This is a genomic window from Qipengyuania algicola, assembly GCF_042492175.1.
Classification (GTDB): Bacteria; Pseudomonadota; Alphaproteobacteria; order Sphingomonadales; family Sphingomonadaceae; genus CAJXSN01.
Genome location: NZ_CP170453.1, coordinates 2,268,085 through 2,282,005, shown reverse-complemented (window position 1 = coordinate 2,282,005; position 13,921 = coordinate 2,268,085). Strand labels below are relative to the sequence as shown.

Annotated in this window: 13 protein-coding genes; 6 read left to right on the top strand and 7 right to left on the bottom strand. The window is 62.9% G+C overall.

The genetic code is table 11. The annotated features are described in order from the left end of the window. Nucleotides 1-54: 54 nt before the first annotated feature. The 7 genes from ACFCW2_RS10845 to dapA form a co-directional block, all read right to left on the bottom strand. On the bottom strand, nucleotides 55-882 hold the full coding sequence (locus ACFCW2_RS10845) for a class I SAM-dependent methyltransferase (RefSeq protein ID WP_379546336.1): 828 nt from the start codon (nucleotides 880-882) through the stop codon (nucleotides 55-57). A 208-nt stretch (nucleotides 883-1,090) separates the two neighbouring features. Beyond that, nucleotides 1,091-2,161: a recombinase RecA gene (recA, locus tag ACFCW2_RS10840; protein WP_379546334.1), complete on the bottom strand. Its 1,071-nt coding sequence runs from the start codon at nucleotides 2,159-2,161 to the stop codon at nucleotides 1,091-1,093. Nucleotides 2,162-2,258: 97 nt separating this feature from the next. Next, nucleotides 2,259-4,733: a hybrid sensor histidine kinase/response regulator gene (locus ACFCW2_RS10835; protein WP_379546332.1), complete on the bottom strand. Its 2,475-nt coding sequence runs from the start codon at nucleotides 4,731-4,733 to the stop codon at nucleotides 2,259-2,261. Then, nucleotides 4,733-5,347, bottom strand: a complete 615-nt coding sequence (locus ACFCW2_RS10830; protein WP_379546330.1) for a DUF2062 domain-containing protein — start codon at nucleotides 5,345-5,347, stop codon at nucleotides 4,733-4,735. Before ACFCW2_RS10830 ends, ACFCW2_RS10835 begins: the two co-directional genes overlap by 1 nt. Nucleotides 5,348-5,526: 179 nt before the next feature. Then, complete coding sequence (gene smpB / locus ACFCW2_RS10825) at nucleotides 5,527-6,009, bottom strand: SsrA-binding protein SmpB (RefSeq protein WP_379546328.1); 483 nt, start codon at nucleotides 6,007-6,009, stop codon at nucleotides 5,527-5,529. Nucleotides 6,010-6,068: 59 nt separating this feature from the next. Next, nucleotides 6,069-7,382 carry a hypothetical protein gene (locus ACFCW2_RS10820; protein ID WP_379546326.1) on the bottom strand — a complete coding sequence of 438 codons (1,314 nt, stop codon included), beginning with the start codon at nucleotides 7,380-7,382 and terminating at the stop codon, nucleotides 6,069-6,071. Beyond that, nucleotides 7,379-8,260, bottom strand: a complete 882-nt coding sequence (gene dapA / locus ACFCW2_RS10815; protein ID WP_379546324.1) for a 4-hydroxy-tetrahydrodipicolinate synthase — start codon at nucleotides 8,258-8,260, stop codon at nucleotides 7,379-7,381. Before dapA ends, ACFCW2_RS10820 begins: the two co-directional genes overlap by 4 nt. 108 nt (nucleotides 8,261-8,368) lie before the next feature. Between dapA and ACFCW2_RS10810 the strand changes: the two genes are divergently transcribed. From ACFCW2_RS10810 to ACFCW2_RS10785, 6 genes are all read left to right on the top strand, one after another. Next, nucleotides 8,369-10,321 (top strand): lytic transglycosylase domain-containing protein, encoded by a 1,953-nt coding sequence (locus ACFCW2_RS10810; RefSeq protein WP_379546322.1) that lies wholly within the window; start codon nucleotides 8,369-8,371, stop codon nucleotides 10,319-10,321. 1 nt (nucleotide 10,322) lies between these two features. After that, nucleotides 10,323-10,829, top strand: a complete 507-nt coding sequence (locus ACFCW2_RS10805; RefSeq protein WP_379546320.1) for an invasion associated locus B family protein — start codon at nucleotides 10,323-10,325, stop codon at nucleotides 10,827-10,829. A 48-nt stretch (nucleotides 10,830-10,877) separates the two neighbouring features. Further along, a complete protein-coding gene (gene rlmN, locus ACFCW2_RS10800) occupies nucleotides 10,878-12,122 on the top strand; it encodes a 23S rRNA (adenine(2503)-C(2))-methyltransferase RlmN (RefSeq protein ID WP_379546318.1) in 1,245 nt (414 codons plus the stop codon). Continuing rightward, nucleotides 12,119-12,739, top strand: a complete 621-nt coding sequence (locus tag ACFCW2_RS10795) for a class I SAM-dependent DNA methyltransferase (RefSeq protein WP_379546316.1) — start codon at nucleotides 12,119-12,121, stop codon at nucleotides 12,737-12,739. The genes rlmN and ACFCW2_RS10795 overlap by 4 nt, the downstream gene beginning before the upstream one ends. After that, entirely contained in the window at nucleotides 12,736-13,383 is a 648-nt protein-coding gene (locus tag ACFCW2_RS10790; RefSeq protein WP_379546314.1) for an MOSC domain-containing protein, read from the top strand. The genes ACFCW2_RS10795 and ACFCW2_RS10790 overlap by 4 nt, the downstream gene beginning before the upstream one ends. A gap of 132 nt (nucleotides 13,384-13,515) precedes the next feature. After that, a complete protein-coding gene (locus ACFCW2_RS10785; protein ID WP_379546312.1) occupies nucleotides 13,516-13,893 on the top strand; it encodes a glycine zipper 2TM domain-containing protein in 378 nt (125 codons plus the stop codon). Nucleotides 13,894-13,921 lie beyond the last annotated feature (28 nt).

The window sequence follows — 13,921 nt, the reverse complement described above, 5'->3', positions numbered from 1 at the left end:
GCGCGACAAGCGGTGAGTGCATGAACCTGAGGACGCGATCCCGACGGAGCACGGTCATGCCGGAGCTTTTGCGCTCACGAGCCACGCCCCTGCTTTCATCAAGACCATGCTTCCATCGCGGTGCTGGGCAAGCAAAGCGCGCAAGTCCTCGGAAAATTGCGCACGTTCGGCTGCAGGCAGTTGGGCCGCAGCGCGCGCCGCGGGCCCGATCGACAAAAAGAACGAATGCGCATCCTCCACCGGATCATCGCCTGTTCCGGCCACGTAGGGATAATCGAAGCTTTCAAACTCGACATCTTCCCAACCGGCGCGCTCCATCATGGCGCGGGTGCGTTTCGCGTCGGCGAAGGCGAAGGGGCCAGGGCCGGTTGGTTGAGAAGAGGAACCGCCGGGCACAAGAGCGGAAAGCTCCGCGGCCCATGCATTTTCGGACACGCTACGAAAACAACTGAACACAAGGCGCGCGCCGGGCGCAGCGCTTTCGCGCATATTAGCGAACGCCGCCTGCGGGTCGTCAAAAAACATCACGCCGTGACGGGAAACGATAAGGTCCGGCCCCTGATCGGGCGAAGGGGCAGACCACGTGGCAGCGTCAGCGAATTCGAACGAGACGTTTGCCCGCTGTCCCCCGCGCTGTTTGGCCACTGCGATGAGCGTTTCGCTGATATCGATGCCATGGATACTCGCACCGGTATGGCCCCTGGCAAGCGCGAGCGATATCTCTCCCGCGCCGCAGCCGATATCGAGTGCCCGCGAAAATCCGCCATCGCTTGCAAGGCCCAGCAAGCGGTCGGTCAATGCCGAGAAGCTGCGGTCGGTGCGCGACCATTCGCTGGCCCAGCTCTCGCCAACCCGGCCCTGCCAGTCACTCTTGTCAGTCATGCTTGGCGTTCATCGCAAATGTCATCCTGTCCATCGGCCGGGGAGCCTAACCTTCACCGGGGCCTAAACCAAAGTTCCGGCCACCGCTATAACGGCAGGTGCGATAAGCCAAAGAAAAGCCGGCGCGACGCCCCCTTCTCTGGAGCACCGCGCCGGCTCATCCTTTTAATCCTGCGCCGCCCGGCGGACAGCGCATAGTCGTGGAAACTCAGTCCCCGGCTTCATCTTCCGCATCGGGACCGGTCATCATCTCCTCGGCCACTTCGTCGGTCTTGCCGCGAATGGTCGCTTCCAGCTTGTCGGCCATTTCGGGATTCTCCTTGAGGAATGTCTTCGCATTCTCGCGGCCCTGCCCGATGCGCACGCTGTCATAGCTGAACCAGCTGCCCGACTTCTCGACCACACCGGCCTTCACACCCAGATCGAGAATCTCGCCCAGCTTGGAAATGCCCTGACCGTACATGATGTCGAACTCGACCTGCTTGAACGGCGGGGCGACCTTGTTCTTCACCACTTTGACGCGGGTGGAATTGCCGACCACTTCGTCACGGTCCTTGATCTGGCCGGTGCGGCGGATGTCGAGCCGGACAGAGGCGTAGAATTTGAGCGCGTTGCCGCCCGTCGTGACCTCGGGGTTGCCATACATCACGCCGATTTTCATCCGCAGCTGGTTGATGAAGATCACCATGCATTTGGAACGGTTGATCGACCCGGTGAGCTTGCGCAGGCTCTGGGACATGAGGCGCGCCTGAAGGCCGACATGCGAATCGCCCATCTCGCCTTCAATCTCGGCGCGGGGGACCAGCGCGGCCACCGAGTCGACCACCAGCACGTCGATGGCATTGGAGCGCACCAGCGTGTCGGTAATTTCAAGCGCCTGCTCGCCCGTATCGGGCTGCGAGACGATCAGTTCATCGACATCCACGCCCAGCTTCTTCGCATAGACGGGATCAAGGGCATGTTCGGCATCGACGAAGGCTGCGGTGCCGCCGTTCTTCTGCGCCTCTGCAATCACGTGCAGGGCGAGGGTCGTTTTGCCCGAGCTTTCCGGCCCGTACACTTCGATGACGCGGCCTTTGGGAAGACCGCCAATGCCCAGAGCAATGTCGAGGCCCAGCGAGCCGGTCGAAATCGCTTCGACATTCATGGCTTCGCGGCTGCCCAGCTTCATGGCCGAGCCTTTGCCGAATGCGCGATCAATCTGCGCGAGTGCGGCGTCGAGCGCCTTCTGACGGTCCACGGTTTTTTCCTTATCAACCAGTTTTAGATTGGCGGACATCGCACGCTCTCCCTGACTTGCCTAGGGGCCCATCGCCCTTATCGACGGAAGCGTATGTATCGGCTTTGTTCCACAAGAACAAGAGTGGAACGAAAATTTATTCCACAGCGCTTGGCGGGGCGCTCCGGGCGGCTGCCCTTGTGCCGATCACCTCGCCGGCTTTCTGCGAGATTTGCTGCACGCTGAAGGGTTTGGCGATGAAGTGCATGTCGGGCACATCGATGTCCTTGCGCAGCTGCTCCTCGGCATAGCCGGACATGAACAGGATAGGGATATCGGGCGTCACGCGGCGAATGCCCTTGGCCATGGTCGGCCCGTCCATTCCCGGCATCACCACATCGGACACCACCAGATCGAAGGGCCCGCTATTGGCAAATGCAGCCAGCCCCTCCTCGCCATCGGCACACGCTGTCACGTCGAAGCCGGCGCGGGACAGAGCACGCTCTGCGACGGCGCGGACCATGTCCTCGTCTTCAACCAAGAGCACGCGTCCGCCTGCGGCCCACTCGCCTGCGCGTTCCGGCGCAGGAGCAGGTTTGGGATCCACCCGTCCCCGATGGACCGGGAAGTACAGGGTAAAGCGCGCACCCCGTTTGCCGCCCTGCCCGCCGTCGACATTGTCGGCAAAGATGAAGCCGCCCGACTGTTTGACGATGCCATACACGGTGGAGAGGCCGAGGCCGGTGCCCTTCCCCTGCTCCTTCGTGGTGAAGAAGGGTTCGAAAATCTTGCCCAAGACATCCTCGGGAATGCCCCCGCCCGTGTCCTGCACGATGAGCGCTGTGTAGTCCCCGACAGGCAAGATGTCGGAGCCCATCGCCCGCACATCCTTGGCCGTAATTCGCCGCGTCGCCATTGATAGCCTGCCTGAGCCATCGCCGCGCGACTGGATCGCATCGCGGGCGTTAACCGCCAGATTGACGATTACCTGCTCCAGCTGTCCGGGATCGGCGCGCACCGGGCCGAGATCGCGGTCATGCCGAACGGAAAACTCGATCCGCTCCCCCATCAGGCGCTTGAGAAGCTGGCTCACTTCGCTGACCACGTCGGGCAATTGCAGAACTTCGGGCTTGAGCGTCTGCTGGCGGCTGAAGGCAAGCAATTGCCGCGTCAGGCTGGCGGCACGGTTGGAATTGGCGCGGATTTGCTGGATGTCATCGTAATCGCTGTCGCCCGGCGTATGGCGCAGCAGCATCAGATCGCAATAGCCGATGATCGCGGTCAGCACATTGTTGAAATCATGCGCAACGCCGCCTGCCAGCTGACCGACAGCCTGCATCTTTGTCGCCTGCGCCACCTGCCGCTTCAGTCTCGTTTCCTCGCTGGTATCGGCGAGGCTGAGCAGGACCGCCGGTTCGCCCAGCCCGCGCACGCCGGCAAGGCCGATGGACACGGGGTCCTCCGGTGCATGGCGCAAGCGGATGGCCATATCGCCATTATTCGCCGAACCGCGCGCAAAGCGCCGCACGGCATCGGCCAGCGCGCTCTTGTCCTCTGCCACCACCAGATCGGATGGGTATTGCGGCAATCCGCGCTCCTCCCGGTCGGCTGCCCGCAGGAACGGCGCGTTGGCGAACAGCAAGCGTCCATCCCGGTCCGCCATTGCGAGGCCGAGCGGCAAGGCCCCCAGCAAGGCCTCCAGTTCCGGGGCGGCGGGGTCTGCACTATCACTCGCCCCGACGCCGACACCGTGTTCCAGCAGCATCATCAGCGAGGGCGCAGCATCGGCGTTTGCGGCGACCGCATCGTCAATCGAATTGAGCGGGACATGGACCAGACGGTTGGGCGTTCCGCGCCGCCCTTCCCGCTCGAAATAGATTCGGTCCTGTTCGTCGGTCCGCAGGAAGCTGACAAATTCCTGCCCGGCCAGCGTGGCGCCTTCATCGCCCGATGCACGGCGGGCAAAGCCGGGGGCCGCAGCGCGGATGGTGCCGTCCGGTCCGACCAGCGCGATCTCGATACCGGCGCGGGTCAACACCTTGCCCAGCGGCCCGGCAACCTGCCGCGCAATGTCGGTCGCAATGTCATCCTCCCCGCGTGCGGTGAAGCGCCAGACCAGATAATCATCGCCCCGCCCGGCGCGCTTCGCGCTCGCCTGCCAATGTCGCTTGCCATCGCGGCTATCCAATCGCGGAGCCTCGGCCTCGCCGTCCCGCCATGCCTCGCGCGCCAACACCATCAAGGCCTCTTGCGACCCTTTGTCGAGCGCGAGATTGGGCGGCGCGACATCTTCCCCGAATTGGGCAACATAGACAGAACTGGCGCACACCAGCCGGTTGGCCTTGTCCGTGATCGCCACGGCTGTATCGGGCCGCTCGATCGCCTGAACCGTGACCGACCAGTCGGGCAAGGCGAGCCCTTGCCCGGTCGGCTCGGGGCGCAGCCGAACAAGCGCAAAGCCCAGCACGATCAGGGTCGCCAGACCGCCAGCGTAGGCCGCTGTCAGAAGTGGAACTTCGCTCACAAACCAGACCGCAGCGATGCTGGCAATGAGCGCCAGACCAAGCGCGGCCCAGCCGAGCCAGCCAACGGCAGCGAGTCCTTTGTCCGATTTTCCGTCCAGGAACGCCATCAGCCCGCGCTGTTCTCGCCTGGCCCTGACTGAGCGGCGTTCAGCCTTTCATCGAGGCGTTTCTCCAACCGGCGAAGGCGTATTGTCCGGCGCTGCGCAACGCGCCAACGCCAGAACCAGCCTGCGACCAGATAGCCGACCGCCGCCGAAACAACGGCCAGAACCACAAACCCGAATACAGTGACGCCCGCTGCCTCGAAGAAGCCGCTAAAGGTCCGCCAGCTCTCGGAATTGACCTGCCCCTCCATAGTGCCGGAACCGATATCCCGGTCGATATCCAGCATTACTTTTCCGACCCTGTTGGCGATCACCACCCAGAACGGGAACGTGAAAGGATTGGTCACGAAAGTCACGAGCGCGGCCAATGGGACATTGGCCCGGGCGGGCAGCGCCATAAAGGCCGCCAGGAAAATCTGGCCGAGCGGAATGATAAACCCGCAAAACAGACCCAGCGCGATCCCTCGCGGGACCGAGCGGCGGGTAAAACGCCAGAGTTCCGGGCTCAGGAAACGATGGGCAATGGGCGCAAGATATTTGTTGCGCGCCATCTCGTCGCGCGAGGGCATGTGCTCGCGCAGCCAGTCGGCCAGAAATGTCTTGCTACCAAAGCTCATAACAGGCCACGGCTCATGCTCGCCCGCAGCCCTGCTTTCAAGTTTGAACCGGAAGAGAGAGGCGTGTTGTGCATAGCGGGGATATGGTTAGCAGATGAGGTATGGCCAACCAATGAATCGCCGGACCGTTCAATAATTTTCTACGAACTGCGTCAAAAGGCGTTTGGCCCGGCGTTTCGTCAGCCCTGCTCGCGCATGATCCGGGCCTTGTCCCGCTTCCAGTCGCGGTCCTTGATATAATCGCGCTTGTCCTTGGCTTGACGCCCTTTTGCCAGCGCCAGTTCGACCTTCGCGCGGCCCGTCTTGTTGAAATAAATCGACATCGGGACCAGCGTCATGCCCTTGCGCTCCACCGCGCCCAGCAGCCGCTCGATCTCGCGCGCATGCAGCAGCAGCTTGCGCGGGCGGCGGGCTTCGTGATTATTGCGGTTGCCGTGGCTGAATTCGGGGATGTTGGCGTTGATCAGCCACGCCTGCCCGTCACGGACCTCGGCATAGCTTTCGGCAATGGTCGCCTCGCCTGCGCGCAAAGCTTTCACCTCGGTCCCCTGCAGCGCAATGCCGGCCTCGAACTTGTCCTCGATTGCATAGTCGAACTTCGCCCGTCGGTTCTCGGCGACGGTCTTTTGCTTGTCGAAGGTTTCGGGTTTGGGGCGTGCCATGGTTGGGGCCATGTAGGGGCTGAAGGAGCGCGGGGAAAGGCCCCGCTACTCCACCAGCCTTACTCTACCTGATCGCCGGGCAGGCTCGGTTCACTGAGCAGGCGCTCCATCCGGTCCCACCGCGTGGCCTCGTCCGGCGCACTGCGTTCGATCCAGTCGCGCACCATGTCGCGGCCCAGCCCGTAATTTATGATGTAACTGCGGTAGGTGTCTGTAAATCTGAGTGATTGCGCTGCACGTTCCGGCGAGAGCAGCTGGTATTTCTGCAGCAGCGCGGTGGCTTCCTCGGTCGAGATCTCGCCCGCGAGATAGGCGGATGCAATCGTGTATCGGGCAGGCCCCAGATTCACGAGCGCGCGTTTGAGCGCGGCATACTGCGCCAGATCATCGGCGGGCAGTCCAGCGAGCGGAGCGAGAACCTCGCTTTCAAACGCAGTCTGTTCCTCTTCGCTGAGTGCCAGCCTGATCCCGTAATTGGCCGACCCTTCGGCAATCAGCGATTGCGGGGAATAAAGAGGATAGACGGAGAATTCAGTCCAGCCGCGATCATTGACCAGGTTCTTTTCCAGCAGCGCGTTGAAGGCGTGGTGGCCGGGATACCCCTCGTGGCACCCCAGATCGACCGCGCGGTCCAGCCGGATCGGGAGGTCCGTATTGACCTCGATCTTCGAGGCATACTGGCCCTGATAGTAATTGTACCCGCTCCATGGTTTGTCGGTCACGAAGGCTAGTGTGAAACTTTCCGACGCGGGCATCGCGATATGGGCCAGCGTCCGGCGTTTGCATTCGGCGATCGAGGCATCGAACACCGCCTTTAGGCGATCAGCGGGAATATTGAACCGGTTGCGATAGGTGTCGAGCCGTTGCCATAATGGCCCATCGTTCTCTTCGGTGCCCGGAACCAGCTTCTCGATATTGGCAATCGTCGCATCGAAGCTTTCAAGCGGCGGCAGATCAGGCGTGACACCAAACAGGCCCTGCGCCTCCTCGACGAAGGAAAGTTCTGCCCCCTGCATCATCTGCAACCTTGTGTAGGCGGCGGTCAGCTGGGCGACCAGAAAGCGCGCCCGGCGCTCGTCAATGCTGGTGCCCTCGACACCATCATCAGAATAGCGTTCGACCCGCTTGCGCAGCGCTGCGGTCAGGATTTCGAGCTGCGGCAGGCCCTTCTCGGACAGCTCGACCACCGAGCGCTCGCGCAGCTCCTCCGGCCCGTAGTAAGCGTCGATATAACCCGCCTCTTTCTCGCCAATGGCCAATTGCAGCGCGACGTAATCCTGCGCCAGCGTATCGAGTGTCTCTTCGGGCTGCGGGAGCGTGGCGCATGAGGCGAGTGCTAGGGCAGAGCCTACTGCGAAAAGCGCGCGCATCATGCGATCCCCGCATGGGCCAGCGCTTCGTCGACGGCAGCGCGGGAGGCCTCGCTGGCATTTGTCAGCGGCAGGCGCACATCGGGCATCACCCAGTCATGCACCCGGCTGAGCGCATATTTGACCGGTGCCGGGCTGGCGTCGGAGAACATCGCGTAATGCAGCGGGAACAGACGGTCATTGAGCTCGCGCGCCTTCACCAGATCGTTGGCCGCGATGGCTTCGTGAAATTCTGCGCACAGTGCCGGAGCGACGTTGGCGGTGACGGAAATGCACCCCGCCCCGCCCGCGGCCGAATGCGGCAGCCAAAGCTCGTCATTGCCCGATAGCTGGCAGAAATCGTGGTCCAGTCCCATCCGGTGGTCGGCAACACGCGAAAGGTCGCCGCTCGCATCCTTGATCGCCACAATCCGGTCAGGGAAGGCGCGGACCAGTTCGACCACGGTCTCGTCCTCGATATCGGTCACCGTGCGGCTGGGCACATTGTAGAGCACAATCGGCAGATCGCTGTTCTGCGCCAAATGACTGAAATGCGCGATCAACCCCGCCTGGCTGGGGCGGTTGTAATAGGGCGCCACGCACAGACCTGCTGCTGCGCCCGCCTTCTTCGCAAACTGCATATGCAGCAGCGCGTTGCGCGTGTCGTTCGATCCGCAACCGGCAATAACCGGCACGCGGCCAGCGGCCTGCTCGACGCACACCTCTATCACCCGGTGGTGTTCGGCATTGGAGATGGTCGACGCTTCGCCCGTGGTGCCGCAGGGGACCAGAGCCTTTGATCCGCTCTCGATTTGCCAGTCGACCAGCCGCCGGAAAGCGGCCTCGTCAAACGCTCCGTCGCGAAAAGGAGTCACAAGAGCGGGAATAGAGCCAGTAAACATTTGCCGTGCACCTGCATTGGTTTAGGGCGCATCGCATCGATGGCCCGGTTGCGGGTTTGTCGCCCTTATTCAGTCCCTACTAAGGAGACGCCGGACATGGTGTCCAGCATGAACAGACTTCCCCTGATTGCCGCCCTCCTCGCCGGTACTGCCGCGATGGTCCCCCTCGCCCCCGTCAGCGCGCAAAGCGGAGACACCTACAGCGCCCGCGCCGGTCTGGTGGCGCAGCAGCCCACCCGCATGGCCGAGGCTGTGAACCGGTGGGAATATCTGATCGGGCAGCGCAATCTGTCCTTCGATCAATATGCCGGATTCCTGCTGCGCTATCCCGATTTTCCTCAAGCGGAAACGCTGCAGACCCGCGCGGAGAGTGCACTCGATGATTCGGCAGCCTCGCCCGAGCAACTGGTTGCCTATTTCGATGCGCTGCCGCCGGTCACCAATTCGGGCAAGGCCCGCTATGCGCTGGCTCTTGCCACGCTGAACCGGCCGGAAGCCTTCGAAATCGCGCGCGAAGCATGGCGCGGCGGCAATATGAGCGGGACGGCGGAAGCCTATATGATGGGCCTGTTCTCGTCGCGCTTCACACAGGATGACCACGACGCGCGGATGGATGCTCTGCTGTGGCAGCGTGATGCCGAGGCAGCGGCGCGGCAGATCGCCTATGTGCCTGCTGCGAAGCGCAATCTCTACATGGCGCGGCTGGCCATCGTGCAGGGTGAAACGCCCGCACAGGCAGGCCTGAGCGTGCCTCCCGAAGCGCGCGGCGATGCGGGCTATGTCTATAATCTGGCGCGGCACTACCGCGTGAACCGGCAGAACCAGCAGGCCGTCTCGCTGCTTTCCAGCCGTCCGGCCTTTTCCGCCCCCGCATTCGATGGCGAGGTCATGGTTGGCGAATTGCTACGCGTGGCCAAGGGCGCCAGCGCAGGCGACACCATTCGCATCGCGCAGCGTGTCGATGATGTCTTTCCCGCCGGTACCGATATCAGCAAGGAAAGCTATCGCACCCGCGACGATTACACCTCGCTGATGTGGGCAGGCGGCACCAATGCGTTGTGGCGCATGGGTGACGGGCGCACAGCCGCACCGCTGTTCTATCGTTATGGCGCGGCAGCGCAGACCCCGCAGACCCGCTCCAAGGGCTTTTACTGGGCGGGCCTCGCCAGCCAGCGCGGCGGCGATATGGCGGAGGCCAATCGCTATTACGAGATGGCAGCGAGCTATCCCGAGCGGTTTTATGGCCAGCTCGCCCTCGCCCAATTGGGCCGCAGCGTGCCGGTCGCGCAACTGGCCTCCGGACCTAGCGCGCAGCCGACGCCCGCACAGCGCGAGGCCTTCCAAAACAGTGCCATCACCAATGCCGTGCGCGAAGTGGCGCGCGGAGCCCCTTGGCGCACGGGTATCCGCTTCTATCAGGAAGTCGCCCGCAGCGCGGACACGCCGGCAGAGCACCAGCTGGTGGCCGATCTGGCGCTTGAGACCGGGCGGCGCGATCTGGCGGTGAATGTCACAGAAGCCGCCGGGGCCGATGCCATTGATGGCTTCATAGCGCAGGGCTTCCCACTGCTCCAGACCCCTCCGGGATCGAACTGGACCTTCGTGCACGCCATCGCGCGGCAGGAAAGCCAGTTTGCCCAGAACGCCATCAGCCATGCTGGTGCGCGCGGCCTGATGCAGCTGATGCCGGGCACTGCGCGCGAGCAATCGGGTATGCTTGGCATGAGCTATCGCCAGAGCGATCTAATCAACAGCCCGAGCTACAATATCCAGCTAGGCAATGCCTATTTCGCCCGGATGATGAGCTATTATAACGGCAGCTATCCGCTTGCGATTGCAGCCTATAATGCCGGGCCGGGCAATGTGAACAAATGGCTGCGGGCTAATGGCGACCCGCGCAATGGCTCGATCGACTGGCTGACATGGATCGAACGGATCCCGATTTTCGAGACCAAGAACTATGTCCAGCGAGTGATCGAGAACGCAGCGGTGTACGAGCATCTCTATCCCGAGCGCGCGGAATTTGGCCGTGCGCGCATGGCGAACGAGTTCCTGCGCTGAGATGAAACGGCTGGTTGCAGGGGCGAGCATGGCGGGGCTGCTGGCGGCCGCGCTCGCCCTCCCCGCGCCTGCCATAGCGCGGGATTCGCTGGGTATTTTCGGGGATTGGGGAGCGTTTATCGATCCCCGGACACCGCGCTGCTACGCGATCGCGAAAGCTGCGCCCAGCAGGCTGCAACGCGATCATAAGCCCTATGCCAGCATCGGCACATGGCCGGGCCGCAATGTGCGCGGGCAGGTCCATTTCCGCCTCTCGCGCAATATGTCGACAGGCCGCCCGATCCGTCTGGTGCTGGGCGACCGGACATTCGAACTGGTCGGCAGCGGAGCCGATGCGTGGGCCAAGGACAAGGCCATGGATGCTGCTATCATCGCCGCAATGCGTGCCGCCGGGTCCATGACGATCAGCGCTAGCGACGCCAATGGCAGGCGCTTTTCCAACACATATGACCTCGACGGCGTGGCCACCGCAATGGACGCGGCCACAGTGGGCTGCGCGAACCTGTAAGGCTCCATCTGGCGTTCCGCGCCGCATACGCCTATATCGGGGCTTCCCATGCCAGACACAGCCGCCATGCCCATTCCCGGACAGATCGATCCGGTCCCCACCTCGCGTCCGATCACGCCGCGTGCCGATGGCCGCATCGACGTGCTCGGCATCCCGCGCGAGGCGATCCGCGATCTGTTTGCGGAGGCCGGGCTGGACGCGAAGCAGGCCAAGCTGCGCGCCAAGCAGGTCTATCACTGGCTGTATCACCGGGGCGCCACCGAATTCGCGGCGATGACCGATATCTCGAAGGCCATGCGCCCGTGGTTGGAAGAACGCTTTGTCATTGGCCGTCCGGAGGTAGTCGAGGCGCAGCATTCCACCGACGGGACGCGCAAATGGCTGCTCAAAACAGCCGATGGTCACGAGTTCGAGATGGTCTTTATCCCCGATGCCGATCGGGGGACTTTATGCGTCTCCAGCCAAGTCGGCTGCACACTCAATTGCACCTTCTGCCATACCGGAACGATGCGGCTGGTGCGCAATCTGACGCCCGGTGAGATTGTCGGTCAGGTGATGCTGGCCCGCGATACGCTGGGCGAATGGCCTAAGGGCAAGATGGACGTGTCGGACGACGCGGACGAAAACGAATATCGCGCCGACGGCCGCCTGCTGACAAATATCGTCATGATGGGCATGGGCGAGCCGCTGTATAATTTCGACAATGTGCGCGACGCGCTGCGGCTGGTGATGGACGGCGAAGGGCTGGCCTTGTCCAAACGCCGTATCACCTTGTCGACCAGCGGAGTGGTGCCCGCAATGGCCCGTTGCGGCGAGGAAATCGGCGTCAATCTGGCGGTTTCGCTCCACGCGGTGAGCAAGGAAGTGCGCGACGAAATCGTGCCGATCAACCGCAAATACGGTCTGGAGGAATTGCTGAAGGCCTGCGCCGATTACCCCGGCGCCTCTAACGCCCGGCGCATAACATTCGAGTATGTGATGCTGAAGGACAAGAACGACAGCGACGAAGACGCGCATGAACTGGTGCGTTTGCTGCGTGAATACGATCTGCCAGCGAAAGTGAACCTGATTCCGTTCAATCCATGGCCCGGCAGCGTCTACGAATGCTCCACGCCGGAACGCATCCGCTCCTTTTCCAACATCGTTTTCGAAGGCGGCATCAGCGCGCCGGTCCGCACGCCGCGCGGGCGCGATATCGATGCGGCGTGCGGCCAGCTGAAAACGGCGGCGGAGAAAAAGAGCCGCGCGCAGATGGACCGCGAGGCGGCCGAGGCAGAGGCGACCGCGGCTTGAATTACGACCCGGCCACTATCGACTATTACGAAGCGGCCGCACCGCATTATACCGCCAGCACCGCTCAAGACCGGCACCGTCACCTCGATCCGTTTCTGGACCGGCTGACATCCGACGCGCGCATTCTGGAGCTTGGCTGCGGATGCGGGGCGGATGCTGCGCATATTGAGAAGCGCGGCTTCGAGCTTGACGCCACTGACGGCACCCGCGCTATGGTCCGCAAAACCAAGGAGCGCTTCGGGATCGAGGCGCGGGTGATGCGTTTCGACGAGCTGGAAGCGTGCAGTGCCTATGATGCGGTCTGGGCGCATGCCGCGCTTCTCCACGCCCCGCGCGGTGCCCTGCCCGATATTCTGGACAGGATCTTCGCCGCGCTGAAACCCGGCGGCTGGCACTTCGCCAATTATAAGCTGGGCGATGCCGAGCACCCCGACGAGGGACGCGATCCGCTTGGCCGCTGGACCAGCCTGCCAAGTGCGGAATGGCTCGAGACTGCCTACCAGACCGCAGGCTTCGTCATCATCGAAAGCGAACAATATACCGGCAATGGCAGTGATGGCGTAGTGCGCGAATGGCTTGCACTAACCGTGCGCAAGCCAACTGAGGACCAGCAATGAAAACCACCGTCGACGCGCTCTGCATTGGCCAGCCCCGCCCGTTCAATGGCGCGGAGATGAGCGCGATTGGCAAGCTGCCCGCCGATGGCCCGCTCGACATTCGCAGCTTTGGCATTGTCGGAGACATGGTCGCCGATCCGAAAGTGCATGGCGGACCGGACATGGCCGTGCATCTTTACCCGCGCGACCACTACGCATGGTGGCGCGATCAGATCGGGCCGCATCCACTGCTGGATAGCGCCAATGCCTTTGGCGAGAACATCGTGGCCAGCAATATCGACGACAGCGTTGTCCATATCGGCGATCGTTTCCGCCTCGGCAGTGCGCTGCTGGAAATCAGCCAGCCGCGCCAGCCCTGCTGGAAGATCGAGCATCACTTCGGCACCAAAGGCATGGTCGCAAAGATCGTCACCAGTCACCGCTGCGGATGGTATTTCCGCGTGCTGGAGGAAGGCACGGCGCAGGCTGGCGACACTCTGGAACGGGTAGAAGAAGGCCACACGGATTGGTCCGTCGCGCGGCTGTTCGCCAAATTGTACGACAAGGCGCACAAGGCCTCGGCAGACGAATTGCGGGAAATCGCAGCGCTCGATCGGCTGTGCGATTTGTGGCGCAACAAGGTGCGCGAGGCGATCGCAGACTAACGCCTTGTCCTGCCGATTGGCTCGGCTCATCGCGGATTACGCCTGAAATCAAGGCGTTCAGCTGACGTTGTGGACCCGGAACGCTTGCAATGCATTCTGTCTGCATACCGTCTCAGTCGAAAGGACCAGACAATGAAGACACTCGCATTCGCCATCGCCGCATCGGCAATGACTCTCACCGGCGTTGCCGCCACGCCTGCGCTGGCCGACCCGCCAGCTCATGCCAAGGCTTACGGCAAGCGCGCCAAAGACGCCCGCATCTATGACGCACAGGGCCGCTATCTCGAGCCCCGCCGGATCAGCCGCAACGACCGTGTATGGCGCGGGAATGACGGCCGCTATTATTGCCGCCGCGACAATGGCACCACGGGTCTGGTGATCGGGGCCGGCGTAGGCGCTCTTGCCGGACGCGAGCTGGCGCGCGACCGGACGCTGGGCGCTGTGATCGGCGCTGTGGCAGGCGGACTGCTCGGCCGCGAAATCGACCGGGGTAGCCTCAGCTGCCGCTGATCCGCTGACTTCATACTGACAAAGAAGG

Bases quoted from the DNA above. Each gene is read 5' to 3' on its own strand.
- ACFCW2_RS10810 (WP_379546322.1), top strand. From the start codon at position 8,369: ATGAACAGACTTCCCCTGATTGCCGCCCTCCTCGCCGGTACTGCCGCG.
- ACFCW2_RS10785 (WP_379546312.1), top strand. From the start codon at position 13,516: ATGAAGACACTCGCATTCGCCATCGCCGCATCGGCAATGACTCTCACC.
- dapA (WP_379546324.1), bottom strand. From the start codon at position 8,260: ATGTTTACTGGCTCTATTCCCGCTCTTGTGACTCCTTTTCGCGACGGA.
- smpB (WP_379546328.1), bottom strand. From the start codon at position 6,009: ATGGCACGCCCCAAACCCGAAACCTTCGACAAGCAAAAGACCGTCGCC.
- ACFCW2_RS10845 (WP_379546336.1), bottom strand. From the start codon at position 882: ATGACTGACAAGAGTGACTGGCAGGGCCGGGTTGGCGAGAGCTGGGCC.
- ACFCW2_RS10820 (WP_379546326.1), bottom strand. From the start codon at position 7,382: ATGATGCGCGCGCTTTTCGCAGTAGGCTCTGCCCTAGCACTCGCCTCA.
- rlmN (WP_379546318.1), top strand. From the start codon at position 10,878: ATGCCAGACACAGCCGCCATGCCCATTCCCGGACAGATCGATCCGGTC.
- ACFCW2_RS10805 (WP_379546320.1), top strand. From the start codon at position 10,323: ATGAAACGGCTGGTTGCAGGGGCGAGCATGGCGGGGCTGCTGGCGGCC.
- ACFCW2_RS10790 (WP_379546314.1), top strand. From the start codon at position 12,736: ATGAAAACCACCGTCGACGCGCTCTGCATTGGCCAGCCCCGCCCGTTC.
- recA (WP_379546334.1), bottom strand. From the start codon at position 2,161: ATGTCCGCCAATCTAAAACTGGTTGATAAGGAAAAAACCGTGGACCGT.
- ACFCW2_RS10835 (WP_379546332.1), bottom strand. From the start codon at position 4,733: ATGGCGTTCCTGGACGGAAAATCGGACAAAGGACTCGCTGCCGTTGGC.
- ACFCW2_RS10830 (WP_379546330.1), bottom strand. From the start codon at position 5,347: ATGAGCTTTGGTAGCAAGACATTTCTGGCCGACTGGCTGCGCGAGCAC.